This is a genomic window from Streptomyces xinghaiensis S187 (assembly GCF_000220705.2).
GTDB classification, from domain to species: Bacteria; Actinomycetota; Actinomycetes; order Streptomycetales; family Streptomycetaceae; genus Streptomyces; species Streptomyces xinghaiensis.
In genome coordinates this window covers 3,765,847-3,790,812 of sequence record NZ_CP023202.1, presented here as the reverse complement: position 1 = coordinate 3,790,812, position 24,966 = coordinate 3,765,847, and the positions used below count along the sequence as shown (strand labels likewise).

Genomic DNA, 24,966 nt, shown 5'->3' with positions numbered 1-24,966 from the left:
CTGCCCTCCATCGGTCGGTCCTGGACAGCTTCCGATTCTTCCGCATAGGCGTCGGCGCGGCCCGTCCAGGGTGCTCCTGCGGACGGGAAGCCCGTCCGGGGCCGCTCCGGCCGTCCCTCTCCGCCTGCCCGGCGCACTCGGCCGTACCCGGCCCGTGCCCGGCCCCCGCCTCAGTCCCGTTTGCAGATGCGGTCGAGGAGGTTGGCCGTGGCCCGCTGGACGCGCGGGTCCGTGTGACCGGGCCGGTCGAGCGCCGGGGACCAGGCGAAGGTGCCGGAGGCGAAGACCAGGGCGCCACTGGGGGCGCGGTAGATCGAGGTCTCCTGGTGGCGGAGGGCGCCCGCCCGGTCCTCGTACGGGGAGTGGGCCAGGAGCTTGCGGTGGGTGTGCTCGGGCAGGGCGGTGCGGGGGAAGTAGCGGTCGGCCTCGCCCGCGACGAGCCCGGGCAGTTCGTCGCCCTCGCCGGCCCCGGTGGCCTCCCACAGCCAGTGCCCGGCGTTCCGCACGATCAGCGGATGGGGTTCGGGGACGTGGCCGAGGTACTGGATGCCGAGCAACTGCTGCTCCGGGGCGCCCTGTTCGCGCCAGAGGGCGGAACGGCCCGGTCCCTGGCGCTTGCGGCAGGTCAGCAGGCGGTCGGGGACGCCGGAGGCCGACGGGGAGAGCTCCACCTGCCAGTACATGGTGTTGGCGGAGAGGAAGACGAGGGAGGTGCCGCCGTCCCGGGCGCGCTCGGCGGCGCGGCGCATGGGGACGGTCCAGTACTCGTCGTGGCCGGGGAAGACCAGGCCCCGGTAGCGGCTGGGGTCGACGCGGCCGGCGTGCAGGTCGCGGGTGTCGGCGTAGGCCAGGTCGTAGCCGTAGCGCTCGGCCCAGCGGATGAAGTCGTAGGCGTGGCCGACGTGCAGGGGCAGCCCGGCGCCGGCGTAGGGGCGGTCGAAGGAGATGGTGACCGCCGCGTCCTCCTCGCCCAGCAGCCGGCCCTGCTCGTCCCAGGCGTGGTAGAGGCTGGCGCCGGTGCGGCCGTCCTCCGGGAAGAGGTTGTACGCCTGCCAGGTGACCTCGGGCAGCACCAGCAGCAGGTCCGCGGGGTGGTCGTCGCGGACGGTGAACGGGACGTGGCTGCGGTAGCCGTCGGCGGTGGTGAGGACGGCGACGTAGGCGCCGGTGCTCCAGTAGGAGGGGACGTGCAGCCGCCAGGAGAGCCACCAGTGGTGGCAGGAGACCGTGCGGTCGGCGGTGAGCGGCGCGGGCTGGGCGATCCCGGAGAGCCGCGGACTGGTGGTGATCTTCGCCGCGCCGTCACCGGCGTAGTGGCCGATGCGGTAGATGTCCACGCCGAACTGCTGGGGCGGGTTGACCGCGATGTGGAAGTCCAGGGCCTCGCCCGGGGCGACCGCGCCGGTGGAGACGAATCCTTTGATCTGCTGGTGGACGTCGTCGGCCGTGCGCGGGGAGGAACTGCCGGAGCCGCGGCGGGGCCGGGGGATGCCGGGCGGCTCGTCGAGGGCGACGGCCGGGTCGACGTACCAGGGGACGATGCGGCCCGTGTCGTCGAAGTAGTTCTCGCTGCCGCGGAGCCAGGGCAGCGGGCCCTGGCCGAACGGGTCCGTGACCGCGTGCGCGAGGGCCCCCGACTCCCAGCGCCGGATGTGATCGGTACCCATCGAACGTTCCCCTCCCCGCACCGCGTTCTCCGGACCGTGCTCCGCCGCCGCGCCCGTTGTGCACGACATTCCCCGGCGCGGCGGGAGACACGGCCATACGTGACAGCACATCACATTCCGCGCGCATTGCGTCACCGGTCGTCGTGAATTGCCGTGTTCGATTTCCGTGCGGTCGTTTACCGGCGCCGTACCACCGGCCCGTCAGACGAGGCGCACGGGCTTGTCCGGGCGCACCCCCGCCTCGTTCAGCCAGCTCCGCAGCTCGGTGTCGTCCCCCTCTTCGACGAGGCGCAGCACCGGGCCTCCGAGGTCGGCCCCCCGGTTGTCGCCGAACAACAGCACGGGGCCGTCGAGCCAGTCAAGACCCGGTGCCGCGCCGGCGGTGTCCACCGCCGCGCAGCAGACCATGGCCGTCACATGGTCGACCAGCAGTTCCTTGCCGGAGCGCGGGACCTGGAGCGGGAAGAGCGGTACCGCGTCCGCTCCGCGGGGCTCCGCTCCCCCCGGGCCCTCCGCGGAGAGCGCCGGACCGCCGTCCGCCGACGCGCCGCCGGCTGCGCCGGGCCGGTCCCGTTCCCGCTCCTCTCGGTGGAGTTCCGCGTCGAGACGCGCGGCCAGCCGCTCGCCCGGCCCGCCGTCGTCCGCCACCCGTCCGCCGGTGAGCCGGTCCAGCACGCGGGCGAGGGTGGGGCCGCCGAAGGGCGGTCCGGCGGCCTCCGCGGGTGTCACCGCGGCCGCCTCCAGGGGCGCCGCCCCGGGCACCGCCCCCGCCGTCTGCCCCGACGCCGCCGCGGGCGTCACCGCGGGCGCGGCCCCGGCCGCCGCGGGCGCCGCCCCGGCCGTCACCGCGGCCTCCGGCCCGGCCGGTCCCCGGGGGATCCCGGGGCCGTCGGCGGGCGGGAGTTCGTCGAGGACCCGCTGGAGGCGGGCGGCGTCCAGCCGCCACTTGCGGTCCACGATCTCCTCCGGATACGTCTCCCAGTCGACCGGCGCCCAGCCGGGCCCGCGCTCCGCCGGGCCGCCGTGGAACAGCCGGGCCGCCAGCAGCGACGCCGCCTCGTCGACGAGCCCGGGCTCCTCCAGCAGATCGCAGGCCGGGCGCTCGCCCAGCCGGGAGGCGAAGCCCTCGGCGAGCCGGTCCCGCCGGGACAGCTCGGTCAGCGCGGAGACCACCCCGGCGTCGAGCCGGGACGGCCAGCGGCCCATCCGCCAGGCCGGGAGCGCCACCCGGGTCAGCAGCCGGTCCCAGCCCGCGTAGGCGAGGCCGACCTGCTCCTGGGCGACGATCCGCAGGCCGTAGTCGACCGCCTGGGCGCGGGCCGACGCGGCGGCGGCGACCCCGCGCTCCATCTCCGCCGCGTGGGCGCGGCAGGCGCGCAGCAGGGTCCGGGCCGCCCAGCCGGTGACGGCGAGCGCCCGGTGGCGGGCGGCGACGGCCACGGCAGCGTCCAGACCGCGGACGAAGCGCCGGGCGGCCGCTATGTCGGGCTGCGCCGAGGGGCCCGTCCCGGCGACCACGGGGGCGAGCAGCGCCCGCAGCTCGGCCACCCGCATCCACCACAGGAACGGCGAGCCGATGACCAGCTCCGGCGGCTCGGGAGCGGGGCGCCGGAAGCGCCGGTCCCCCGGCGGTACCGCCGGGCTCCCCGGATCCCCGCCCCGGCGGAGACCGCGGCGGCCGGGCCGGCCGAGGAGGGCACGGAGGCCGCGGAGGGGCGCCCGGCGCGCGAGATGCGCCCGGTCCTCCAGCCAGCTGTCGCAGTCGGGGGTGGTCGCTATGGCCGACGGCGCGGGGACACCGAGCCGGTCGGCGAGTTCGCGGACGAGCCGGTAGAGATCGGGGGCGGTCTCCTCCCGGATCGCCACGGTCGGGCTGACCGCGGGCCGGGCCCGCGCCACGACGGCCGCGGTGACCACCGCTGGGAGCAGCACGGCCAGGGCCAGCGCGGTGACCGCCCAGCGGGCCGTGTCCCAGCCCGCGCCGGTGGCCAGGCCGGAGGCCGCGGCGGCGAACAGCACGATCGCGACGGCGGCCGGGAGCAGCACGGCGGCCACCGCCGTACCGCGGACGTGGAGGACCGCCAGGGCCCGGGTGCGCGCCACCCGCATTCCGGGCTCCGCACCGGCCGGTTCGGACGCCAACGAAACTCACTCCCTGCTGGTCTGCCGACTGTTCCCCACCCCCACTGTGGCACCGGGCACGGCGACCGCAACGCCGGTGGTCCGGTTGCCGCAACGGGCTCCCGTCCGGTCGGGAACCGGTACGGGGCCGTCAGCGGGCACCCTAAGCGGCCGGGCGGGTGTACGTCAGCAGTACCTCCGGGCGGTCACTCGATGGAATGGCTTTGGTCAGAGCTCATTCCCCCGGGCTTGGTTTCCGGGACACTTGCGCGACACCGCGAGGGCCCCGGGCTCCTCCGGCCGCGCGCGGCGCGGCGAAGGGGCCAGGGGCCCGGGGCTCCGGCGGGTGGACGGGTGTGTCAGCTCTGCGCCGCTCCTGCGGCCTCCGCGGCCTCCGCCGCCGCCCCGGCCGCGATGTCCGTACGGTGGTGCGAGCCGTCGAGGCGGATCCGCGACACCGCGCGGTAGGCCCGGTCGCGCGCCGCGGCCAGGTCCGGCCCGGTGGCCGTCACGGACAGGACGCGCCCGCCCGCGCTGAGCACCTGCCCGGACGCGTCGCGCCGGGTGCCCGCGTGGAGCACGTACGCGTGCTCGTCCTCGGCGGCCACCGCGTCCAGGCCCGTGATCGGGTCGCCGGTGCGGGGTGTGCCGGGGTAGTTGTGGGAGGCGACGACGACCGTGACGGCCGCGCCGCCGCCCCAGGCGAGCGGCGGGAAGTCGGCGAGGTCGCCGGTGGCGGCCGCCAGCAGCAGCCCGGCGAGCGGGGTGCGCAGCCGGGCCAGGACGACCTGCGTCTCCGGGTCGCCGAAGCGGGCGTTGAACTCGATGACGCGCACGCCGCGCGAGGTGATCGCCAGCCCGGCGTAGAGCAGTCCGGAGAACGGCGTGCCGCGGCGGCGGAGTTCGTCCACGGTGGGCTGGAGGACGGTGTCCAGCACCTCGTCGACCAGCTTGGGGTCGGCCCACGGCAGCGGCGAATAGGCGCCCATGCCACCGGTGTTGGGGCCCTCGTCGCCGTCCAGGGCCCGCTTGAAGTCCTGGGCGGGCTGGAGGGGGACGACCGTCCGTCCGTCGGTGACCGCGAAGAGGGAGACCTCGGGGCCGTCCAGGAATTCCTCGATGACGACCCGGTCGCAGCTCAGCGCGTGCGCGCGGGCGGTCTCCAGGTCGTGGGTGACGACGACGCCCTTGCCGGCGGCGAGGCCGTCGTCCTTGACGACGTAGGGGGCGCCGAAGGCGTCCAGCGCGTCGTCGACCTCCTCCGGGGTGGTGCAGACGTGGCTGCGGGCGGTGGGCACGCCGGCGGCGGCCATGACGTCCTTGGCGAACGCCTTGGAGCCCTCCAGCCGCGCCGCCTCCGCGGACGGGCCGAAGACGGGGATGCCCCGGGCGCGCACCGCGTCGGCGACCCCGGCGACCAGGGGCGCCTCGGGGCCGACGACGACCAGGCCGGCGCCGAGGTCCGCGGCGAGATCCGCCACGGCCGCGCCGTCGAGGGCGTCGACCGCGTGCAGCTCGGCGAGGGCCGCGATACCGGCGTTGCCGGGGGCGCAGTGGAGCGCGGTGACGTCGGGATCGAGGGAGAGAGAGCGGCACAGGGCGTGTTCGCGGGCGCCGCCGCCGATGACGAGGACCTTCACGCGGCTCAGGGTAGCCGCCGCCGGTGCGGGCCCGCCGGGCCGTCTCACGGCCGCGCGCCCGGGCCGTCCGGATCCGCGGCGGTACGCGCGCCCGTCCCGGCCCGCCGGGCGGTCTCCGGGGCGGCCACGAGCCGTGCCGCGCAGGCGAGTTGAGGGGATCCGGAGCCCTTCGGGCCCCACGCGGCACACGCACCGCGCCCGCGGCCAGCATCGCGGTGGCGCGCGGGGCGTATCCCGTCTTCCGGCGGCCACCACCCTTTCGGGTGATCGAATCGGGCTCTATACCTGATCACAGGCCTCATCTGTGGGTAAATCGAGCCGTATCGCAGGTGAGCCCCACCATTCGGCGGTATGAAGGGTGGCGCGCAGCAGCCGTCACGCGGTTCCCGCCCGTCCCCCGTGTCCCATCGGACGCGGAACGACGGCATCCTTGCGGGCAGCACCGCCGACCACAGAGCGACCACAGAGGGAGCACACGGGTGAGCCAGCCGGAAATGCAGCCCGAGGGGCCTCCCCCGAAGGACGGTGGGCGGCAGGGCGATCTGCTCGGCCGTCCTCTTCCGCTCGGTGACTGGGGAGAGCCCGCGGAACGGCTCGACGAGCTGTACCGCTGGGTGGAGGAGCGTGCGCTGCGCACCTCCGAGTGGTATCTCGCCGACCGCGGCTGGAAGCGCCGCGGCGCCAGGCTGCTGCGGACCGGCAGCGCCCTGCTGGCCACGGCCGGCTTCTCGCTGCCGCTGCTGGAGCTGACCGGCGCGGTCGGCCACGGCGCGGCCTGGGGCTGTGCCGCGCTGGTCGGCGCCGCCGCCTGCGTGGTCTGCGACCGCTACTTCGGACTGACGTCCGGCTGGATGCGGAACGTCGCCACAGCGCAGGCCGTGCAGCGCCGGCTGGAGGCGCTGCAGTTCGACTGGGCCTCGGAGAGCGTCCGCGAGGTGCTCGGCCCGACGGAGGGCACGGCGAGCGAGGCCGCCGAGCGCTGCCTGTCGGTGCTGCGGCGCTTCTCGGAGGACGTGTCCGAGCTCGTGCGGTTCGAGACGGCGGACTGGATGGTGGAGTTCCGGTCCGGTTCGGCACCGCTGCTCACCCAGTCGCTGGTGCCCTGGGGTCGGCAGGAGGGCCGTACGGTCACCCGCTTCCAGCTGCCGCCGGGCACCCGGCCCAACATGCCCCGGCAGCGGCCGCCCGAGCCGCCGCGGTAGCGGGGCGGCTCGGAAGGGCGGCGGCTCGGAAGGGCGGCGGCTCGGAAGGGGGGCGGTGGCCCGGAGGCGGCGGCCCGCCCCCGCCCCGCAGGGACGGCCGCGGCCCGTACCGCCGGGCTGCGGTACGGGCCGGGCGGGCGCGGGGCCCGGGTGTCCCGGTTCCGGGTGACCGGTCAGCTGAAGACGATCATCGACCCCTGGCTGAGGCTCCGGGTCGCCGCCGCGTTCAGGCCCAGCCACACATGCCGTTCGCGGGCGTACGGGCTGCTGTCCTCGTACGGGACGGTGACCGCGGGCTCCTCCAGGCTGGTGGGGCGGCCCGGCGGCGCGGGCGCCATCGGCGGGTTGACCGGGTCGATGCCGATCGCCGGGGCGACCGCCTCCAGTTCGCGGAGCAGGCCGTGGGCGGAGCCCAGCGGGCCGCCGCCGCCGAGGAGTTCCTCGTTCGACAGCGGCTGGGTGAAGTCGACCGGGACGTAGGCGCCGGCGTGGTCGTAGTGCCAGACCAGGTGCGACTGCTGCGCGGTGGTCTCGAACATCTCCAGCAACTGTTCGTAGTCGCCGCCGAGTTCGTCCACCGGGGTGACCGGCAGCCCGCAGACCTGGAGCAGATAGGCGCGGCGCAGGAAGTGCAGCGCGTCGTAGTCGAAGCCGGCGACGGGGGCGACGTCCCCGCTCAGGCCGGGCATGTAGCCGAACACGGGAACGGGGGGCAGCCCCGCCTCGCGCAGGGCCTTGTCGTAGACCGCGATCTCTTCGGCGAAGGGGTTGTCGGGGCTCTGGCACAGCACATCGACGAGCGGGACGAGCCACAGATCACACGCCACGAGCACTCGCTCTCTGTCCGGGTCGGCACGATGGTCGGATCAGCGTAATGGGCGGGGCCGCCGCGCGGGCGGCGGCACGGGGTGGAGCCGGGCGGAACGGCCGGAAGCGCCGCCTCCGGGCCCTCCGTTGCCCGTTCTGCCCGTTTACGGGACGTCCCAGACCCAGGCGTCGCCGACCGGCCGTCCCGGCTCGTCGAGCAGCCGGTCGAGCGTGGCGCGCAGGGCCGTGTCGTTCGGCTGGCGCTGGAGGACCAGGGCGCCCGCCCGCCAGAAGGCGAGGTCCTCGCGGGCGGCCCGGCGCTCCTCGGGCCCGATGGCGGGCACCCGGCCGCTCCAGCGCACGTCCCACAGCATCTCGCCGGTCGGGCGCGGGACGGCTCCGTAGTAGCCGGGCGGGCTGCCCTGCCCCGGGATCCGCGGGCCGGCGGGGCCCATGAAGTAGCCGGCGGGCAGCGGGAAGGCGAAGTCCGCCTCGATCTGCCAGCGCAGGGCGCTCGCCTCACCGGGCGAGGGCAGCGGTACGGGCACCAGCGACTCGCCGGGCTTCACATACGAACGCCAGGCGCCGCTCGTCACCACCGTCGGCACGGCCGGCCGTTCGGTGGTCTCCAGCGGCGTGGGCGCGACGGGCAGCAGCGCGGCGCAGAGCGCCAGGGCGCCCGCGACCCGGATGAGGACGGCCCGGTCGCGGCGGGCCCGGTCGTCGGGCGCGGACGACGCCGAACGGGCGGCCGCGGCGGCATCCGAGACGGCGGTCCAGCCGAGCGCCAGCAGCATCCCGAGGGGCGGGGCGCACACCATCGCGTACCGGGATTCGATCACCGATTCGAAGAGCGGCAGCCCGTCGAGAAGCCGCCAGGGGCCGGGGACGGTCGCCGCGCCCTCGGTGCCGGCGAGGGAGATGTCCGAGCCGAGGGAGAGGGCCGCCGCGACGAGCACGGTGGCGGCCAGGGCCTTGACCACGGGGCGCCGCCACAGCGTCACCGTCACGACGAGGAACAGCACGGCCAGCGGCCAGCCGTAGAAGGCGTTCTGCTCGGTCGGGTTGAGGGAGAGCCGGTCGGCGGTCACGGGGTCGCCCGCGAGGGAGCGTTCGGAGAACTCGACGAGCGCGAGCAGCGGGTTGCCGGTCGGGCCGTGGTTGATGGCCGCGTAGCTCTGCTCGCCGTAGAACTGCCAGTACAGCGGGAACGCCACCAGGGCCAGGCAGACGCCGGCGCCGGTCAGCAGGCCGCGCGCCAGCGGCCCGGCCACGGCACGGGCGGCGCTCGGCCGCGCGCAGGCGTAGGCGGCGGCGAAGACGACCATGCCGGTGACGGCGAGCAGCAGCGCCTCCTCGCCCAGGAAGATCTGCCAGGTCATCAGCAGAGCGAGGACGACCCCGTCGTGGAGGACGCGGCGGCCCGTGCACAGCTTGAGCATCCGGTCGATGACCAGCGGCAGGACGAACAGCACCACCAGATTCGCGTGGGCGTTCGCATGGGCGATCATCGGCGGCGCGAAGGCCGCGACGGCGCCGCCGACGACCGCCGCCGTGCGGTTGCCCGTCAGATGGCGCCGGATCAGCCAGTACCAGGCGGTGGCGGTGGCGGCGAGGCCACCGGTGAGCACGGCGGCCCAGGTGACCGTGGGCCCCAGGACGGCCGTCAGCGGGGCGAGCGGGACGGAGACCCCGAACATGGCGGTGTTCGCCATCAGGTTCGCGCCGAGCGGGTAGTTCTGCAGCGTGGTGAAGAGCGGGCTGTCACCGCTGAGGACGTGGTGGGCGGTGACCGCGAAGAACCACTCCCACTGGTTCTGGTCCCGCCCGCTGTCGACGAGATAGCCCCGGTCGAGATCGGCCCAGAGCCCGGCGTACAGCAGCAGCGACGCCAGGAGGTAGCCGGCCGGCACGGCGAGCGCGGCGGGACGCGGCAGCCGGCGGCGCCGGGCGCCGGCCCGCTCACCGGCGCCGTCCGGGGTGGCGGTGGTGGCGGTGGCACCGGTGGCGGCTTCGGACGGCTTTTCGGACGGCTTTTCGGACGGGGTTTCGGACGGGGTTTCGGACGGGGTTTCGGACGGGGTTTCCGGCCGTGTCTCGGACGGGGGTTCGGACAGAGGTCCGGGCGGCGGGCCGGGCGGAACGTCCCCGGGCACGTCCGCCGGGGTGCTTCCCGGTGCGTTCTCCACCGCGCCCTCCCCGGCCTCCCCGGTCTCCCCGTCCCGGGTCGCGTACGTCTCGCTCACTGGCCTTCTCCCGTCCTGTCGTGCCGCCCGGTGGGAAGGACCGGGGCGTGGGGGCCGGAGGCCCGTGCGGAGCCGGTTCCGCCGGCGGAGCGGTGCGCCGGAGCGCCGGCGCGGGCGGTCGTCATGTCGGTCCGTAGCGGGCCGTGAAGCGGTCGAGCAGTTCCAGGGAGTGGTCGTTGTAGCCCGTGATGATGAGCCGGGCGGCCTGCTCGTCCCGGGCGGCGACGGCGTCCGCCAGTTCCCCGTGCCCGCTCCACAGCCGCCCCGCGAGGTCCGCCTCGCGCCGCAGGTACGGCACCGCGAAGACCCAGCTCTGCACCCGTACCCGGTCGAGCATGTCGCGGATGTACGGATTGCCGACGAGCTGGCCGAGCTCCCGCCAGAAGCGCAGATCGTGCCCGATGAGCACGTCCAGGTCACCCGCGCGGGAGGCGCGCACGGCCTCGTCGGCCCGGCGCCGCAGGGAGCGGAGGGCGGCCGGGGTGAGGGCGTCGAGGATGCGCTGCACCGCGTGCCGGAAGATGCCGTCGACGATGAGGGTGCGCGCCTCCACCATGTCCCGGAAGTCCTGCGGGGTGAACCGGTGCACCTGGAATCCGCGGTGGTGCTCCAGGTCGACCAGTCCCTGCGCGGAGAGATCGACCAGCGCCTCGCGCACGGGGGTGGCGGAGACGCCGTACTGCTCGGCGATCTCCTTGACGGCGACGTGCTGCCCCGCGGGCAGACGGCCGGCCAGCACTTCGTCGCGGAGCGCTTCGGCGATCTGCTGCCGCAGTGTGTTGCGGGTGACTGCCGAGCCGCGGGGGTGGCTGCCGCTGCCGGGCATGGGGTCGGTCTCCTTCGCCGTGACACGGGGGCGCTGGTCGCGCGGCCTCCGGGTCACCTTAGGCGACGGCGGGGCGCCCGTCTCCGGCGGATTCACACCGTCCCCGCACGTGGGACGGCCCGGCCGGACGAACGCCGGACGAACGGGGCCCGGCCGTGCGGACACGGCGGGCCCCGTTCGCACCGTATGCGCGGAGGCGACCGGCGGCTCCTCGTCGAGAGCCGCCCGCCCTTCCTCGGCCTCCGCGGCGGTTGCACCCATGAATACGGGGCTGGGGCGGCCCTTGTTCACCGGGCGGGGACGGAAATCCGCGATCCTCCCCGGGCGTGCGCCCGCACCGGGTTCCGCGCGGCCCCTTCCGCCCCTCGGGCCCGGGCCTGCCGGGCGGCGCTCCGTCCGGGCGACGTCCCGTCCGGACAGCGGGGCACCCGTACGCCCTTCCCCGATTGACAGCGTGCTGACGATTTGACAGTGTGCTGTCGAAGGCGGCCGGGTGCCGCGCGGCCCACGCGCCCACCGGCCCGCCACCGCCGCCCCGGTCCACCGGGTCCGGGCCCAGGAGAGAGCCATGAGCAGCACCACCGTGCACCTCGCCGTCTACGACACCCTCGCCGACTGGGAGTTCGGCTACGCCACCGCCGTCCTCCGCGAGTCCACCTACCACCGCGCGCCCCGCCGCCCCGTCGGGGTCCGCACCGTCTCGCTCGGCGGGGCCGGCCGTCCCGTCACCACCATCGGCGGCGTGCGGATCGTGCCCGACATGGCGCTGGAGGAGCTGCGCCCCGGCGACAGCTCGCTGCTGATCATCCCGGGGGCACGGCTCTGGGACGCGGGCGACGAGCTGGCCCCGTTCGCCGGCGCGGCCCGCGCCTTCCTCGACGCCGGCGTCCCGGTGGCCGCGATCTGCGGCGGCACGGCAGGACTCGCCCGCGTGGGCCTGCTCGACGGCCGGGACCACACCAGCGCCGTCGCCGAGTACCTGGCCCACCAGCCCGGTTACGGCGGGCACGACCGGTACCGCGACGCGGACGCCGTCCGCGACCGCGGCCTGATCACCGCCGGGCCGACCGAGCCCGTGGCCTTCGCCCGCGAGATCGCCACCGAGCTGGACCTCATGGAGCCGCACGTCCTGGACGCCTGGTTCCGGCTCTACGCCGCCTCGGACCCGACCGCCTTCCCCGTCCTGATGAGCGCGGCGGAGAGCGCGGCGGCGGACCGCAGCGGCGACGACACCACGGGCGGCATCGTGAACGGCACGGCGGAGACTCCGCACCCGGGCGCGGAGTCCGCACGGGTGTCCGCTCCGGGGGACAGCGCCGCGTGAGCGGGCCGGGGAACCGGGCGGAGAACACGGGGAGCCCGGAGGGCGCGGGAAGCCCGGAAAGCCCGGACGCCTCCGCGGCGTTGACGGGACCGGCGGCGCCGCGGGGAGCGGCGGCGCCGGGCATCCCGTCCGAGCCCGAACTGCTGTCCCGTACCGCCCTGGCCGCCTTCCGCCTCAACGGGCAGTTCCTGGCGGCGGCCGAGGCCATGGCCCGCCCGGCGGGGCTCACCGCCGCCTGGTGGCAGGTGCTCGGCGCGGTGCTCCGCGAGCCGCTGCCGGTCGCCGGGATCGCCCGCGCCATGGGCGTCACCCGGCAGAGCGTGCAGCGCGTCGCCGACCTGCTGGCCGGCCGGGGCCTCGCCGAGTACATACCGAACCCGGCGCACCGGCGGGCCAAGCTGCTGCGCCCCACCGAGGAGGGCCGGGCGGCCGTCCGCCGCATCGACCCGGCACACGCGGAGTTCGCGCGGCGGCTGGCGGGGTCCCTGGGGCCCGGGGAACTGGAGGAAACGGTACGGGTTCTGGAACGGCTGGTGGACGCGATGGACACAATCGGGGGTCGCTGAGCGCGCTGTCGTCCCGCCACCGGACGTCCCGCCCTATTCTCCCCCTGTCGGGGAGAGCACCAGGGGGAAGGGCACGGGGCTTATGGATGAACTGAGGGAGGGCGACCCGCAGCGGATCGGCGCGTACCGGCTGCTGGGCCGGCTGGGCGCGGGGGGCATGGGCCTGGTCTACCTCGCCCGTTCCGACCGGGGCCGCACCGTCGCGGTCAAGCTCGTACGGCAGGAGCTGGCAGCGCAGGGCGAGTTCCGGGACCGCTTCCGCCAGGAAGTGCGGGCGGCGCGCCGGGTGGGCGGCCGGTGGACGGCGCCCGTGCTGGACGCGGACACCGAAGCGGCGCTGCCGTGGCTGGCGACCGGCTACATCGCCGGGCCGTCGCTCCAGCGGCTGATCGGCGAGCACGGGCCGCTGCCGGAGCGGTCGGTGCGCATCCTGGCGGCGTCGCTGGCCGCCGCTCTGGAGGACATCCACGCGGCCGGGCTGGTGCACCGGGACCTCAAGCCGTCGAACGTCCTGGTCACCATCGACGGGCCGCGCGTCATCGACTTCGGCATCGCCCGCGCCCTGGAGACCGTCACGGACGGCGGGCTGACCCGCACCGGCGCGATGGTCGGCTCCCCCGGCTTCATGGCGCCCGAACAGGTGCGCGGCGAACGCATCACGCCGGCCTGCGACGTCTTCTGCCTCGGCTCGGTGCTGGTGCACGCGGCGACGGGGCGGCCACCGTTCGGCGGTACGGAGAGCGGGGTGCCGGCGGTGCTGTACCGGATCGCGCGGGAGGAGCCGGACCTCACCGGACTGCCGGACGGCCTGCGGGAGTTGGTGGCGGACTGCCTGGGCAAGGACCCGGCCGGGCGGCCCTCGCCCGCCGAGCTGCGGGAGCGTTCGGGCGCGGACGCGACGCTGGGTGACGGCCGGGCGCTGGAACCCTGGCTGCCGGGCCGGGTGGTGGCCCAGCTCGGACGGCACGCCGTACAGCTGCTGGACGCGGAGAACCCGGCATCGGCCGACGGCGGCCCGGCCGCGACGGACCCGGAGGCCGCTCCGCCTGCGGACCGCCCCGCGGCCGGGACCGGACACGCGTACGGACACGGTCTAGCGCACGTAACAGACCCGGCACCGGAACAGCCGTACGAGCCGGCGCCGGAGCACACACCGTCGAACGGACCGGGCGAAGACCCGTACGGCACCGGCCGGTACGGCCCCGGCCAGGAGAACGGATCAGGTGGCGGACCGGCGCACGGGGAACCCCACGGCGCCCCGGGCACGGGCCACGGCGGCAGCCGGAACGGCCACGACGACCGCACCGACCGCACCGACCCGAGCGGACACGAGGGCCCGCCCGAACACGAGGACGGTTCCAGGCACCCCAACGGCTACGGCGCACACGGCGGCCGCGCCGGGCAGGGCCACCAGGGCTACCAGGGCTACCAGGGCTACCAGGGCTACCAGGGCGGACGGGACAACCACCGCCACCAGCCCCCGCCCACCGGGCCCGCCCCCCACACCCCGCACACCGCGCCCACGGCCACCTCGAACACCCCGTCCGCCCCGCCGTCTCCTCCCCCGCCCCGGGGGTCCGCGCCGCCCGCCTCCACGCCGTACTACGGCCCGCCGCCCCCCGGTTCCGGCTACGGATACGGCACGCAGCAGTACAACACCACGCCGGGCTACCTCCCCCCGTACCGCCCGGACCACGGAGTCCACCACGACGGCTCCGCCCGGACGACCCGCCACTGGCGCATAAGCGCCCTGGTCACCGTCGTGGCCCTGGCGGTGGCCGTCATCGGCGGCACGACCGTCTACACCCTGCTCAAGGACGCGGGTTCCGCAGCCGACCGGAGCAGGAACGGCGCCTCCGGTTCCCAGGGCACCCCGGAGACCCCGAACAGCCCGAACCCGGACACCGACCAGACCTCCCCCTCGCCGCAGCCCTCACCCGGCGCCGTCCCGCAGGAGTACCTGGGCACCTGGGAGGCCGCCTTCGGCACCTCGGAGCAGGACGTCCGCCGCTTCACCCTGATCCAGGGCAGCCCCGGCGACACGGTCTTCCGGCTGGACGCCGACGGCCCCGGCTACCACTGCGAGTTCAGCGCGCGGCTGCGGACCGGCGGCCCTCCGGTCGAACTGGAGGCGTCCACCGTGGAGATCGCCCAGCCGGACACGGCCTGCCAACCCGGCCCGGTCACCACCCTGGAGATGGAGTCCGACGGCAGCCTCCGCCGCGTCTTCTCCGAGGGCACCGAGAAGCCCCTCGTCTACACGAGGATCGACTGACCCGGCCGAATCCGGGGGCATTCAAACGGCTGGTCACACCATGATGTCGACGTCGCCGGACCAGGCATCGGCCCGGCGGGCGAGCGCCTTTTCGACGTCCTCCCGGCACGCCTCGGAGAAGTAGAGCTCAAGGGCTTCCGTGATCACCGTCCTGGCCTCCGCGAGATCCTTGCCCCACCCACTGGCACCGGTCACCGGCTCCAGGGCGCTGTAGCCGCCGCCATTGGGCGTGAAGTGGACGCGGAAGGCAACACGCTGATCAGCCATGTGGATTCTCCCGAGGCGCAGAGGACGTTCCCTCGACTGTAGGAGCGCTCTGCCCGCGCCACGGCCCGCGCCCAGGCCCATGCCCCGAACCGGGCACTACGGCGCCACCCGCGCGCGTTGAGGACCCGGCCTGTCCGCAAGGGCCCATAGCGTGACGGCACGGCGCGAGCGGAAGGATCTCGCGGTGACGGAAGGATCAACGGTCATGCTGCGAGGTCTCGCCACCGTCAGCTTCTGGGCGGACGACGTCGAAGCGGCGAAGAGCTGGTACAGCGATCTGCTCGGCATCAGGCCGTACTTCGAACGCTCCGGCCCGGACGGCAAGCTGGCCTACGCCGAGTTCCGCCTCGGCGACTTCCAGGCCGAACTCGGCCTGATCGACCGCCGCTACGCCCCTCCCGCCGCAGCGGCCGAAGGCCCGGGCGGCGCCATCGTCCACTGGCACGTCGACGATGTGACGGCCACCTTGGAGCGCCTGCTGTCGATGGGCGCCACGGAGTACCAGCCCGTCACTCCGCGCGGGGAGGGATTCGTGACGGCATCCGTGACCGACCCCTTCGGCAACGTCCTGGGCATCATGTACAACCCCCACTACCTGGACGTCCTGGCGCGCATCCCCGGCTTCGACCTCCCGGAGCCCGGGTGAGCCGTGCCCGCCGCACCGGGCCGGAGCCCCTGCCGACCGGGAACGGAGCGGTCCGGGCAGGGATGTGGGACGCCTGCCCGGACCACAGTTCGAGGACCGCCTACGGACGGCGCACCGTCGCGTCCTCCCGTTGGTGGCTCCGGCAGTACGGCGTGGCGCCGGGCGGGGTCGTCACGGGTTCGTCGGCGAGGGCGTAGCAGAGCTGCGCGTGCAGCACCTCCGCCTCGGCGACGGAGAGCCGCAGGGCGAGGTCGGTGTCGAACCGGCCGTCCTGCCGCAGCCACAGAGGGACGGCGAGCCGGCCGTCCGGCTCCCACGCCACCGGCTTGCCGGGAACCCGGCTGACGCAGAGCCCTTGCGCGGGGCTGGAGTTGTCCGAGGTCCCGGTGCTCATCAGACCGCCACCTCCACGACGGGAGCCGACCGGCCGTACGCCCCTCCGTCCGACCCGCCGCCCGGGCCTCCGGCAGCCCGCGCGAGGAGCGCCGCCCCGAGGTCGTACGCCCGAACGGTCTCGGCGCCGGCGATGATCCCGTCCATCGCGTACGCGAGCGCGGCCCGGCGCTGTCCCTGACGCCGCTCGTGGGCGGATGGGCCGGACTGTCCGGACACGCCGGCTCGTCGGCCACCGCCGTCCCAGACCGGCAGCTCCGCGGGCCGGTGGTACGGCCGAGGCTCCGGCCAGGGGTGCGGCCGCAACCGCCCCAGCCGGTACGGAGGGTTGACGGCCCGGACGACGAGCCGCAGGCCGACGGCAGTGCGCGCTTCTCGGGCCGGTGCCGCGGCCACGGCCGGTACGGCATACGGAACGGGCGTCGCCCCCGTGGCGCGCCGCCGCCCCGTGGCAGGGGCGAGCGGCGCGCGGAGCCGGGCGAGTGCGCGCCGGAGGGCACGCCGGATACGGTGGTTCATGCTGACGCTCCTGGTAAGCGTTGGCCACGCCCCGGGGCGCTGCAACGCCGCCGGGGCACCTTGTGTCTGCGCGCAACGTGATCGGCGGCGCCGGCACGGCGCTCCCTGGCCATCTCGGCGAGCGCGTCGATGTACGGGGCTTCGTGACACGAGTAGTTGGCCGCCCAGACACGCACACGATCGGCACTCACCCCGAAGCGGCCGGACTCGACGTTGCTCACGGTGGTCCGGTCCGTGCGGTGCATGACGGCGGCCTCATTGATGGTCAGCCCGGCCCGCTCGCGCATCTTGCGCAACTCCGCCCCGAGCCGCCGCTGCCGCTCAGTCGCCGGCTTCCTGACCGGCATCAGCACTCCCCCTCCGTCATGGTGCCCCAGCACCTCCTCCGGCCAGGCCACCGTAGCCGCAAACCCCAGGGCTCCCGCCTGCGGCTGGGGCACTACCGCCCGGGTTGCAGCGACCGGTGCCGGCTACCGCACCGGTTTACCCGGCGGTCCGTCTCCTGTGGGACGCCGGGGGCCGCAGGCACTCGCTAGCTTGAGCGCGCCGGTGCAGCGGGTACCGGTTCAGTGGAACAGGGGGATGACACATGGCTTCACCGACCCCAAGACGGCTACCGATTCCGTGGCGAGGCACGAGCCGGAGAACCGGGCTCGTGCTGTTCGTCGTACTCGCGGCGCTTCTCGCGCCGCTCACCACCGCAACCCCGTCGACCGCGGCACCCTCCTCCGCACAGGCGGCCGCGTTCGACGGCAGGCCGGTGCAGTTCTGGAACTCCGTACTGATCGATGTCTTCAGGCGGCAGACGGGCGTGGGCCCCGGCCCGCTCGCCAGGGCCGCGGCGATCATGAACGCGGGTATCTACGACGCGGAGAGCGCCTACCAGCGGACCTGGCACTCCCTGAGGTACGAACCCTTCCTGGAGGCGCCCAAGTACTCCGGGGCCCCCTTACTGGAGGGGCCCGACGAGGAAGAGCGCGTCATCGGCCACACCGCGCGCAACCTCCTGGTCCGGCTCTTCCCCGCCCAGACGACGTTCATCAACACCCGCTTCAAGGAGCGCTTCGGCGACGAGTGGACCAGCTTCGACGTCCTCAAGCCGCTGGTGGCCGAGCCGGTCGCCGACCGGATCTGGAACGCCCGTTACGACGACGGCTCCAGCGAGGGCGAGTCGTACACCGTGGATGACGAGCCGGGCGCCTGGCGTCCGACCGGCGGCACTTGCGCCCAGGAGAGCGACGCCGTGGACCCGGACTGGGGGCTCGTACGGCCGTTCGTCCTGTCCTCGGGAGCGCAGTTCCGGCCCGCAACGCCCGAGACCTACGGCACGTACGACGTGCTCCTGGCGAGCCAGGCATACCAGGCGCAGGTGGACGAGGTGCGCAGGCTCGGTTCGGCGAACTCGACGGCGCGCACCACCGACCAGACCGCGGCGGCCTGGTTCTGGGCCAACGACGCGGACGGCACCTACAAGCCGCCGGGACAGCTGCTTGCCATCACCACGGCTGTCGCCAACCAGCAGAACCTGCAGACCTACCGGACGGCACGGCTCTTCGCGCTGCTGTCGCTGGCGATGGCGGACGGTGCGATCGCCGAGTGGGACGTCAAGTACAGGACGCCGATCGACCTCTGGCGGCCCGTCTCCGCGATTCAGGTGGGCCTGAACGACCCGGCCTGGCAGCCGCTGGGGCCCACCCCCTGCTTCCCCGCCTGGGCGTCCGGGCACGCGACCTTCGCCGGAGCGTGGGAGACCGTGATGCGGGAGGCGTTGGGCTCCGACCGGATCTCCTTCACCGCCACCACCGACGAGCCCAGGTCGCCGGTCAGGAACCGGACGTTCGACAGCTTCAGTGCCGCGGCCGAGGAGAACGCGCTCAGCCGCCTGTACCTGGGTGTCCACTACCGCTGGGACGCCGTCGACGGACTCGAGCTGGGACGTGACGTGGCCACGTACGTCATCGGCAACGAACTCCAGGAGTTGTGAGCGGGGCCGCCTGAGCCGTGCCCGGGCCGGGCCGGCGGGGGTAAGCCCGCCGGCCACGGCGCGCGGCTCAGAGGAAGGAGTTGATCTCGATCGTCTCCGTGCGGCCCGGGCCCACGCCGATGGCGGAGATCGGGGCGCCGGACATCTCCTCCAGGGCCTTGACGTACCGCTGGGCGTTCTTCGGGAGCTCCTCGAACGTCTTGGCCTTGCTGATGTCCTCGGACCAGCCCGGCAGCATCTCGTAGACCGGCTTCGCGTGGTGGAAGTCGGTCTGGTTGTACGGGAGCTCCTCGACGCGCTTGCCGTCGATCTCGTACGCCACGCAGACCGGGATCCGCTCCCAGCCGGTGAGGACGTCCAGCTTGGTGAGGAAGAAGTCGGTGAGGCCGTTGACGCGGGTGGCGTAGCGGGCGATCACCGCGTCGAACCAGCCGCAGCGGCGGTCGCGGCCCGTCGTCACGCCCCGCTCGCCGCCGATGCGGCGCAGCGCCTCACCGTCCTCGTCGAACAGCTCGGTCGGGAACGGGCCGGCGCCGACGCGGGTCGTGTACGCCTTGAGGATGCCGATGACCCGGCTGATCTTCGTCGGGCCGACGCCGGCGCCGGTGCAGGCGCCGCCCGCGGTCGGGTTGGAGGAGGTGACGAAGGGGTACGTGCCGTGGTCCACGTCGAGCAGCGTGCCCTGGCCGCCCTCGAAGAGGACGACCTTGCCCTCGTCGATGGCGTCGTTGAGGACGAGGGTGGTGTCGGCGACGAAGCCGCGCAGCTCGTCCGCGTAGCCGAGCAGTTCCTCCAGCACCTGGTCGGCGGCGATGGCGCGCCGGTTGTAGAGCTTGACCAGCATCTGGTTCTTGAAGTCGAGGGCCGCCTCGACCTTCTGCCGCAGGATCGACTCGTCGAAGAGGTCCTGCACCCGGATGCCGACCCGGTTGATCTTGTCGGCGTAGGTCGGGCCGATGCCGCGCCCGGTGGTGCCGATCTTGCGCTTCCCGAGGAAACGTTCGGTCACCTTGTCCACGGTCGTGTGGTACGGCGTGATCAGGTGCGCGTTACCGCTGAGCAGCAGCTTCGAGGTGTCGACGCCGCGCTCCTGGAGCCCGCTCAGCTCGGAGAGCAGGACCGCCGGGTCCACGACGACGCCGTTGCCGATGACCGGGGTGCACCCCGGCGAGAGGATGCCGGAGGGGAGGAGATGCAGCGCGTACTTCTGGTCGCCGACGACGACGGTGTGGCCGGCGTTGTTGCCGCCCTGGTAGCGCACCACATAGTCCACGGAGCCGCCGAGCAGGTCGGTGGCCTTCCCTTTGCCCTCGTCACCCCACTGAGCACCGAGCAGCACAAGTGCGGGCACAGGCGTACACCCCTTCCGGGCGGGGCATGTCCAACGTGCACGGCGGCGATCGCGCGGCGTTTTCGGCGCGCGCCGTCCGCAGAGCCGTCGAACCGGTGCCCCGGATAGACGAAGCCCCTGGCGCAAGACAGCGACAGGGGCTCTTGCACCGAGAGATTACCTGAGGAAGGACCGAGGTGTCGGCTCCAGCACCCGGCGAACGCCCACTGCTCATCGTCATCGACCCCGTGGCCCGCCGCGACGACGCCGAATCGGTCCGCATCGTGCGGGACGTGCTGTGCGCGGGGGCGTCCGCGAAGATCTGCCTCCCGGACGGGCCGGAGGACGTGGCCCGGCATCTGGCGCACCGGGGGCGGCGGCATCCCGTGGTGGTCGGTGACGATCTCGCGCTGCGCCGGATCGTGGGGCTCCTGCACCGGGAACGGGAGCTGGCGGACGCGGCGCTGGCCTTCGTACCCGTGGGGGCCTCGGCCCGGTCGACCGCGCTGGCGCGGGAGCTGGGGGTGCCGCTGGGCGCGGTGCCGGCGGCGCGGGTGGTGCTGGAGGGCAGGGAGCGGCGGCTCGATCTGCTGGTCGACGACAGCGACGGGGTGGTGATCGGCGGGCTGAGCATCCCGGGGAGGGACGGCGGGTTCCCGGGCCGTACGCCCTGGTGGCAGCCGGCGCTGCGCGGCTGCCGGGGACTGGTGCGCGGCCACCGCCGGACGAACGGCAGTGCGGGTGACGGGGGCCGGGGCGGCGAGGGGGCGGGCCACCACCGGCTGCGCGTGGAGGCGGACGGGGTGGTGCTCGTGGACCTCGACCGGCCGGTGCGGGACGTGTCGGTGACGGTGTGCGGCGGCGCCTCCGGGTTCCGGCCGGGCGGGACGGAGCCGCGGGGGGCCGGCGGTGCGGGGCGGGACGGGTCGCGGTGGGACGGGACCGGCGGGGACGGGACCGGCGGAGAGGGAGCCCGCGGCCGGCGCGCGGCGGGGTCCGGCCGGAACGGCCGCGGAACGGCCGGCCATGGTTCCCCTTCCGGTTCCGCTTCCGGCGCCGGACGGGCAGGCGCGGCGCGGAACGCGTCCGGCGGTCCCGGGGCAGCCGGTACGGAGGACGGGGGCGGGTCGGGCCGGACGCGGGAGCCCGGCGCCGGACCGGCGGCGGGCGGCGGCCCCGGGGCGACGGCGCACGGACCGGATTCCGCTTGCGGCGGGCTCGCGCACATCGTCATCCAGCCGGTGGACGGCGGCCGCGGCGGTGCCCCGGTCACGGCGCACGCGCGGGCGATCACCGTCTCGGGGGCCGATTTCCACTACCGGGCCGACGCGGTGGTCGGCGGACCGGTCCGCACCCGTACCTGGACGGTCCGCCCCGGGGCCCTGCGGCTGACTCTTCCGTATCCGGCCCCGCCCTCGGGTGGGTCCTGAGCGGTCCTGGCCCTCGCAAGGGTTCAGGAACGAGCGCCGGGCCCGGGGAGCACTCCACCCCGGGAGCACCCGGCACGGGGAGCACCCGGCCCGGCGGCCCGGGAGCACCCGGCCCGGCGACACCGCGTCAGCCGGCGCCGCCCTCCCTGCGCCGCTGGTCCCGGTGCTCGATCCAGCGGTCCAGCATCGAGGTCATCTCCCGCCGGAGGAACGCGAAGAAGTCCAGCGTCTCCTCCAGCCGGCGCCCGGCCGCGCTCTCCGTGCCGACCGCTTCGACGCCTGTGCGCAGGGTGCTCTCCCAGCGGAGAAGGACCTCGTTCCGGCGGCTGAAGGAGAGGTACCACTGGTCGTCGTGGAGCCGGTAGCGCTCGCGCCGGGAACCCGGTTCCCGTTCCCGGCTGATGAGGCCGACCTGGGTGAGGTACCGGATCGCGCCGGAGATCGCGGCCGGGCTGACCTGCAGCTGCTCCCCCAGTTCGGCGGCGGTGAGCTGGCCCTTCTCGGAGGCCATCAGCGCCGCGAAGACCCGGGCCGGCATCCGCGGCACCCCGGCCTCGACGAGTTCCGAGGCGAAGCGCTCCACGAAGCGGGAGAGCCCTTCCGGATCCGGGTCGGGGCCGGTCCGCCGCTGCGGCTGCGGCTGCGGCTGAGCCTGCGTCCGGGTCTCCGGCTTCGCCTCCGGCTGCGTCTCCGGCTGCGACTGCTGCGGCCACCCGGTCGGCTCGTCGATCACGTCCGCTCCATCTCCCTTGATCAGCATCCTGGGCGGTGAGGGCCGAGTTTATATGCTTCCTTAACTTCACAAGTTTGTGAAGTGCGCGTAGGTTCAGAACCATGACGAAGGCAATCTCCGTAGCCGGCCTCCACAAGTCGTTCGGCCGGACCCACGCGCTCGACGGCCTGGACCTGGCCGTCGAGACCGGCGAGGTGCACGGCTTCCTCGGCCCCAACGGCGCCGGCAAGTCCACCGCGATCCGCGTCCTCCTCGGTCTGCTCCGCGCCGACAGCGGCGCCGCGCAGCTGCTCGGGAAGGATCCCTGGCATCACGCCGTCGAACTGCACCGCCGGCTCGCCTACGTCCCGGGGGACGTCGAACTGTGGCCCAACCTCACCGGCGGCGAGGCCATCGACCTGCTCGCCCGCCTCCGCGGCGGCCTCGACAAGAAGCGCCGGGACGAGCTCATCGAGCGCTTCGACCTCGACCCGACCAAGAAGGGCCGGGCCTACTCCAAGGGCAACCGGCAGAAGGTCGCGATCGTCGCCGCGCTCGCCTCGGACGCCGAGCTGCTGCTGCTCGACGAGCCCACCGCCGGACTCGACCCGCTGATGGAGGTGGTCTTCCAGGACGTGATCTTCCAGGCGAAGGCCGCGGGCAAGACCGTGCTGCTCTCCAGCCACATCCTGGCCCAGGTCGAAAAGCTGTGCGACCGCGTGAGCATCATCCGGAAGGGGCAGACCGTCCAGTCCGGCACGCTCAGCGAGATGCGCCACCTCACGCGGACGACCGTGGAGGCCGAGACCGAGCGGCCCGTCACCGGTCTCGCCGAACTGCCCGGAATCCATGCCCCGGTGATCGACGGCACCCGGGTCCGCTTCGCCGTCGACGGCACCCACCTCGACGGCGCCATCCGCAAGCTGGGCGAGTTCGGCATCCACATCCTCACCAGCCACCCGCCGACCCTCGAAGAGCTGATGCTGCGCCACTACGGCGACGAGCTCGCCGCCAACGGCCACTCCAACGGCGACCTCAACGGCCACGCCAACAGCACCAGCGGCACCCCGGGCACCGGCACCGCCGGCGACGGAGGCGTCCGATGACCGGCGCCACCGCCACCGCCGCACCGCGGACCCCGTCACCGCCGCCGCCCGCCACCGCGCGCTCCGCCGCCCTGGCCGGCACCGGCGTCCTCCTCCGCTTCGGGCTGCGCCGGGACCGGATCCGGATCCCCGTGTGGCTGCTCTCGCTGACGCTCGGGACCATGCTCACGGCGAACAGTCTGAGCACCCTCTACACCACCGAGGCCGAGCGCGCCTCGACCGCCGAGACCATGGGCAGCCCCGCGGCCCTCGCCACCTCGGGCCCGCGCCACTACCTCACCGACTACACCTTCGGCTCGATGATGGGCCACCAGATGCTCGGCTTCACGGCCGTCCTGGTCGGCATCATGAGCGTGCTCATCGTCTCCCGGCACACCCGGGCCGAGGAGGAGACCGGCCGCGCCGAGCTGGTCCGCTCCACGGTGGTCGGCCGCCATGCCCAGCTGGCCGCCGCGCTGGGCGTCGCCGTCGTCGCCAACGTCGCCCTGGCCCTGCTGTTCGCCGCCGGGCTCGCCGTCATGGGCATCGAGTCCATCGGCTGGGGCGGCTCCCTGCTCTACGGCTTCGCGCACGCCGCGGCCGGGATCGTCTTCGCCGCGGTGGCCGCCATCACCGTCCAGATCACCGCGCACGCGCGGGGCGCCTCCGGCATGGCGCTCGCCGTGATCGGGCTCGCGTACGCCCTGCGCGCCACCGGCGACGTCGGCACCGATGCGCTGGCGTGGCTGTCCCCGATCGGCTGGGTCCAGCGCACCTACGTCTACGTCGACGACCGCTGGTGGCCGGTCCTGCTGGCGCTCGCCTTCGCCGCGCTCCTCGCCGCCGTGGCGTTCCCGCTGAGCACCAGGCGGGACGTGGGCGCGGGGCTGCGGCCCACCCGGCTCGGCCGCCCGGCGGCCTCCGACCTGCTGACCCGGCCCGTGGGCTTCGCGCTCCGGCTGCACCGCGGCATGCTGATCGGCTTCGGCGCCGGTGTCTTCGCGCTGGGCGTGATGTACGGATCGATCCTCGGGGACGCCGAGGACATGCTCAAGGACCTGGAGGAGATCCAGGAGGCCATCGAGGCGCTGGGCGGAGCGACGATCACCGAGTCCTTCGCCTCGATCATCGCGCTCATCCTGGCCATCGTCGCCTCCATCTACGTGGTGATGGCCGCCCTGCGGCCGCGTGCCGAGGAGAGCGCGGGGCGCGCGGAACCCCTGCTCGCCACCGGGCTGTCGCGGACCCGCTGGGTGCTGAGCCACGTCACCGTGGCCGCCGTCGGCGGTGTGCTGCTGCTGGCCGTGGCCGGATTCGGCTTCGGGATCGCGGGGGCGGCGGCGACCGGGGACAACGACCTGGTGGGGAAGCTGACGTGGGCATCGATCGCCTACGCGCCGGCCCTCTGGTTCACCATCGGGTTCGCGGTCGCGCTCTTCGGCTGGGTGCCGCGGTACGGCACGCTCGCCTGGCTGATCCCGGTGTACTCGTTCGTCGTCGGCTACCTGGGGCAGATGCTCCAGTTCGCCGACTGGCTGAACAACCTCTCGCCGTTCGGCCATGTGCCGCAGCTTCCCGCCGCCGATCTGGAGTGGGCGCCGCTGCTGGTCCTCACCGCGCTCGCGGCGGGGCTGGTGTGGCTGGGGCTCCTGGGCTTCCGGCGGCGGGACCTGGAGACCAAGTAGGCAATAGCTCCGCTCTGTTGAGACGACGGCCCCGGCGGCCCCCCGCGCCGGGGCCGTTGCCGTTGCCGTCGCCGGGTGATGGCCCCGGGGCGGTGACGTAGCGGGCGCTGCTGGCGATTTATCCTGGTTTGCCCTTCGGCGCCTGCGACGCACTCCGCGCAAGGGGAGAAGGGCCGAGCCCTCACCGGGAACTCTGTCCACAGCCTGTGGACAGAGTTCCCGCCCGCCGCGCACAGAACGG

General features: G+C 74.5%; 21 protein-coding genes. 9 read left to right on the top strand and 12 right to left on the bottom strand.

The genetic code is table 11. The annotated features are described in order from the left end of the window. Window positions 1–170 precede the first annotated feature (170 nt). The 3 genes from SXIN_RS16300 to purD all read right to left on the bottom strand — a co-directional run bounded on the left by SXIN_RS16300 (window position 171) and on the right by purD (window position 5,428). Complete coding sequence (locus SXIN_RS16300; RefSeq protein WP_019707186.1) at window positions 171–1,667, bottom strand: N,N-dimethylformamidase beta subunit family domain-containing protein; 1,497 nt, start codon at window positions 1,665–1,667, stop codon at window positions 171–173. A 201-nt stretch (window positions 1,668–1,868) separates the two neighbouring features. After that, on the bottom strand, window positions 1,869–3,776 hold the full coding sequence (locus tag SXIN_RS16295) for a hypothetical protein (protein ID WP_095757151.1): 1,908 nt from the start codon (window positions 3,774–3,776) through the stop codon (window positions 1,869–1,871). A gap of 371 nt (window positions 3,777–4,147) precedes the next feature. Further along, entirely contained in the window at window positions 4,148–5,428 is a 1,281-nt protein-coding gene (gene purD / locus SXIN_RS16290; protein WP_095757150.1) for a phosphoribosylamine--glycine ligase, read from the bottom strand. Between the two features lie 479 nt (window positions 5,429–5,907). On the opposite strand from purD, the gene SXIN_RS16285 reads away from it, so the two are divergent. Then, window positions 5,908–6,630: an SLATT domain-containing protein gene (locus tag SXIN_RS16285; RefSeq protein ID WP_227959077.1), complete on the top strand. Its 723-nt coding sequence runs from the start codon at window positions 5,908–5,910 to the stop codon at window positions 6,628–6,630. A 173-nt stretch (window positions 6,631–6,803) separates the two neighbouring features. On the opposite strand, the gene SXIN_RS16280 is transcribed toward SXIN_RS16285, so the two are convergent. From SXIN_RS16280 to SXIN_RS16270, 3 genes are all read right to left on the bottom strand, one after another. Beyond that, window positions 6,804–7,457 (bottom strand): hypothetical protein, encoded by a 654-nt coding sequence (locus tag SXIN_RS16280; protein WP_039820239.1) that lies wholly within the window; start codon window positions 7,455–7,457, stop codon window positions 6,804–6,806. 144 nt (window positions 7,458–7,601) lie between these two features. Continuing rightward, on the bottom strand, window positions 7,602–9,683 hold the full coding sequence (locus tag SXIN_RS16275; protein ID WP_019707190.1) for a hypothetical protein: 2,082 nt from the start codon (window positions 9,681–9,683) through the stop codon (window positions 7,602–7,604). A 121-nt stretch (window positions 9,684–9,804) separates the two neighbouring features. Continuing rightward, entirely contained in the window at window positions 9,805–10,509 is a 705-nt protein-coding gene (locus SXIN_RS16270) for a GntR family transcriptional regulator (protein WP_019707191.1), read from the bottom strand. 568 nt (window positions 10,510–11,077) lie between these two features. On the opposite strand from SXIN_RS16270, the gene SXIN_RS16265 reads away from it, so the two are divergent. The 3 genes from SXIN_RS16265 to SXIN_RS16255 all read left to right on the top strand — a co-directional run bounded on the left by SXIN_RS16265 (window position 11,078) and on the right by SXIN_RS16255 (window position 14,674). Then, window positions 11,078–11,833, top strand: coding sequence for a DJ-1/PfpI family protein (locus SXIN_RS16265; RefSeq protein ID WP_019707192.1), 756 nt, complete (start codon window positions 11,078–11,080; stop codon window positions 11,831–11,833). A 122-nt stretch (window positions 11,834–11,955) separates the two neighbouring features. Next, entirely contained in the window at window positions 11,956–12,399 is a 444-nt protein-coding gene (locus SXIN_RS16260) for a MarR family winged helix-turn-helix transcriptional regulator (protein ID WP_039820242.1), read from the top strand. A gap of 82 nt (window positions 12,400–12,481) precedes the next feature. Beyond that, window positions 12,482–14,674 (top strand): serine/threonine-protein kinase, encoded by a 2,193-nt coding sequence (locus tag SXIN_RS16255; protein ID WP_019707194.1) that lies wholly within the window; start codon window positions 12,482–12,484, stop codon window positions 14,672–14,674. A 33-nt stretch (window positions 14,675–14,707) separates the two neighbouring features. Here the strand turns inward: SXIN_RS16255 and SXIN_RS16250 are convergent, their stop codons facing one another. Continuing rightward, window positions 14,708–14,941: a hypothetical protein gene (locus SXIN_RS16250; protein ID WP_019707195.1), complete on the bottom strand. Its 234-nt coding sequence runs from the start codon at window positions 14,939–14,941 to the stop codon at window positions 14,708–14,710. Window positions 14,942–15,125: 184 nt separating this feature from the next. Between SXIN_RS16250 and SXIN_RS16245 the strand changes: the two genes are divergently transcribed. Further along, a complete protein-coding gene (locus SXIN_RS16245) occupies window positions 15,126–15,587 on the top strand; it encodes a VOC family protein (RefSeq protein WP_050930658.1) in 462 nt (153 codons plus the stop codon). Window positions 15,588–15,687: 100 nt separating this feature from the next. Here the strand turns inward: SXIN_RS16245 and SXIN_RS16240 are convergent, their stop codons facing one another. Genes SXIN_RS16240 through SXIN_RS16230 form a run of 3 tightly spaced genes read right to left on the bottom strand, consistent with a single transcriptional unit; the run spans window position 15,688 to window position 16,846 of the window. After that, window positions 15,688–15,981, bottom strand: coding sequence for a hypothetical protein (locus SXIN_RS16240; RefSeq protein ID WP_019707197.1), 294 nt, complete (start codon window positions 15,979–15,981; stop codon window positions 15,688–15,690). Continuing rightward, window positions 15,981–16,499, bottom strand: coding sequence for a hypothetical protein (locus tag SXIN_RS16235; protein ID WP_095757149.1), 519 nt, complete (start codon window positions 16,497–16,499; stop codon window positions 15,981–15,983). The genes SXIN_RS16240 and SXIN_RS16235 overlap by 1 nt, the downstream gene beginning before the upstream one ends. Next, a complete protein-coding gene (locus tag SXIN_RS16230; RefSeq protein ID WP_095758063.1) occupies window positions 16,496–16,846 on the bottom strand; it encodes a helix-turn-helix domain-containing protein in 351 nt (116 codons plus the stop codon). The genes SXIN_RS16235 and SXIN_RS16230 overlap by 4 nt, the downstream gene beginning before the upstream one ends. Window positions 16,847–17,154: 308 nt before the next feature. On the opposite strand from SXIN_RS16230, the gene SXIN_RS16225 reads away from it, so the two are divergent. Next, complete coding sequence (locus SXIN_RS16225; protein ID WP_019707200.1) at window positions 17,155–18,483, top strand: vanadium-dependent haloperoxidase; 1,329 nt, start codon at window positions 17,155–17,157, stop codon at window positions 18,481–18,483. A gap of 67 nt (window positions 18,484–18,550) precedes the next feature. On the opposite strand, the gene SXIN_RS16220 is transcribed toward SXIN_RS16225, so the two are convergent. Further along, the gene (locus SXIN_RS16220; protein ID WP_039820236.1) at window positions 18,551–19,834 is read right to left on the bottom strand and encodes an adenylosuccinate synthase; all 1,284 of its coding nucleotides are present in this window, start codon (window positions 19,832–19,834) and stop codon (window positions 18,551–18,553) included. Window positions 19,835–20,010: 176 nt separating this feature from the next. Between SXIN_RS16220 and SXIN_RS16215 the strand changes: the two genes are divergently transcribed. After that, complete coding sequence (locus SXIN_RS16215; protein WP_420341052.1) at window positions 20,011–21,243, top strand: diacylglycerol kinase family protein; 1,233 nt, start codon at window positions 20,011–20,013, stop codon at window positions 21,241–21,243. A gap of 127 nt (window positions 21,244–21,370) precedes the next feature. Here SXIN_RS16215 and SXIN_RS16210 read toward each other — a convergent pair whose 3' ends face one another. Further along, entirely contained in the window at window positions 21,371–21,976 is a 606-nt protein-coding gene (locus SXIN_RS16210) for a GbsR/MarR family transcriptional regulator (protein ID WP_420341051.1), read from the bottom strand. A gap of 101 nt (window positions 21,977–22,077) precedes the next feature. Here SXIN_RS16210 and SXIN_RS16205 point away from each other — a divergent pair, with 101 nt between their 5' ends. Both SXIN_RS16205 and SXIN_RS16200 read left to right on the top strand, forming a co-directional pair. After that, window positions 22,078–23,061 carry an ABC transporter ATP-binding protein gene (locus SXIN_RS16205; RefSeq protein WP_019707204.1) on the top strand — a complete coding sequence of 328 codons (984 nt, stop codon included), beginning with the start codon at window positions 22,078–22,080 and terminating at the stop codon, window positions 23,059–23,061. After that, window positions 23,058–24,725 (top strand): ABC transporter permease, encoded by a 1,668-nt coding sequence (locus SXIN_RS16200; RefSeq protein WP_095757147.1) that lies wholly within the window; start codon window positions 23,058–23,060, stop codon window positions 24,723–24,725. Before SXIN_RS16205 ends, SXIN_RS16200 begins: the two co-directional genes overlap by 4 nt. The last annotated feature ends 241 nt before the right edge of the window (window positions 24,726–24,966 follow it).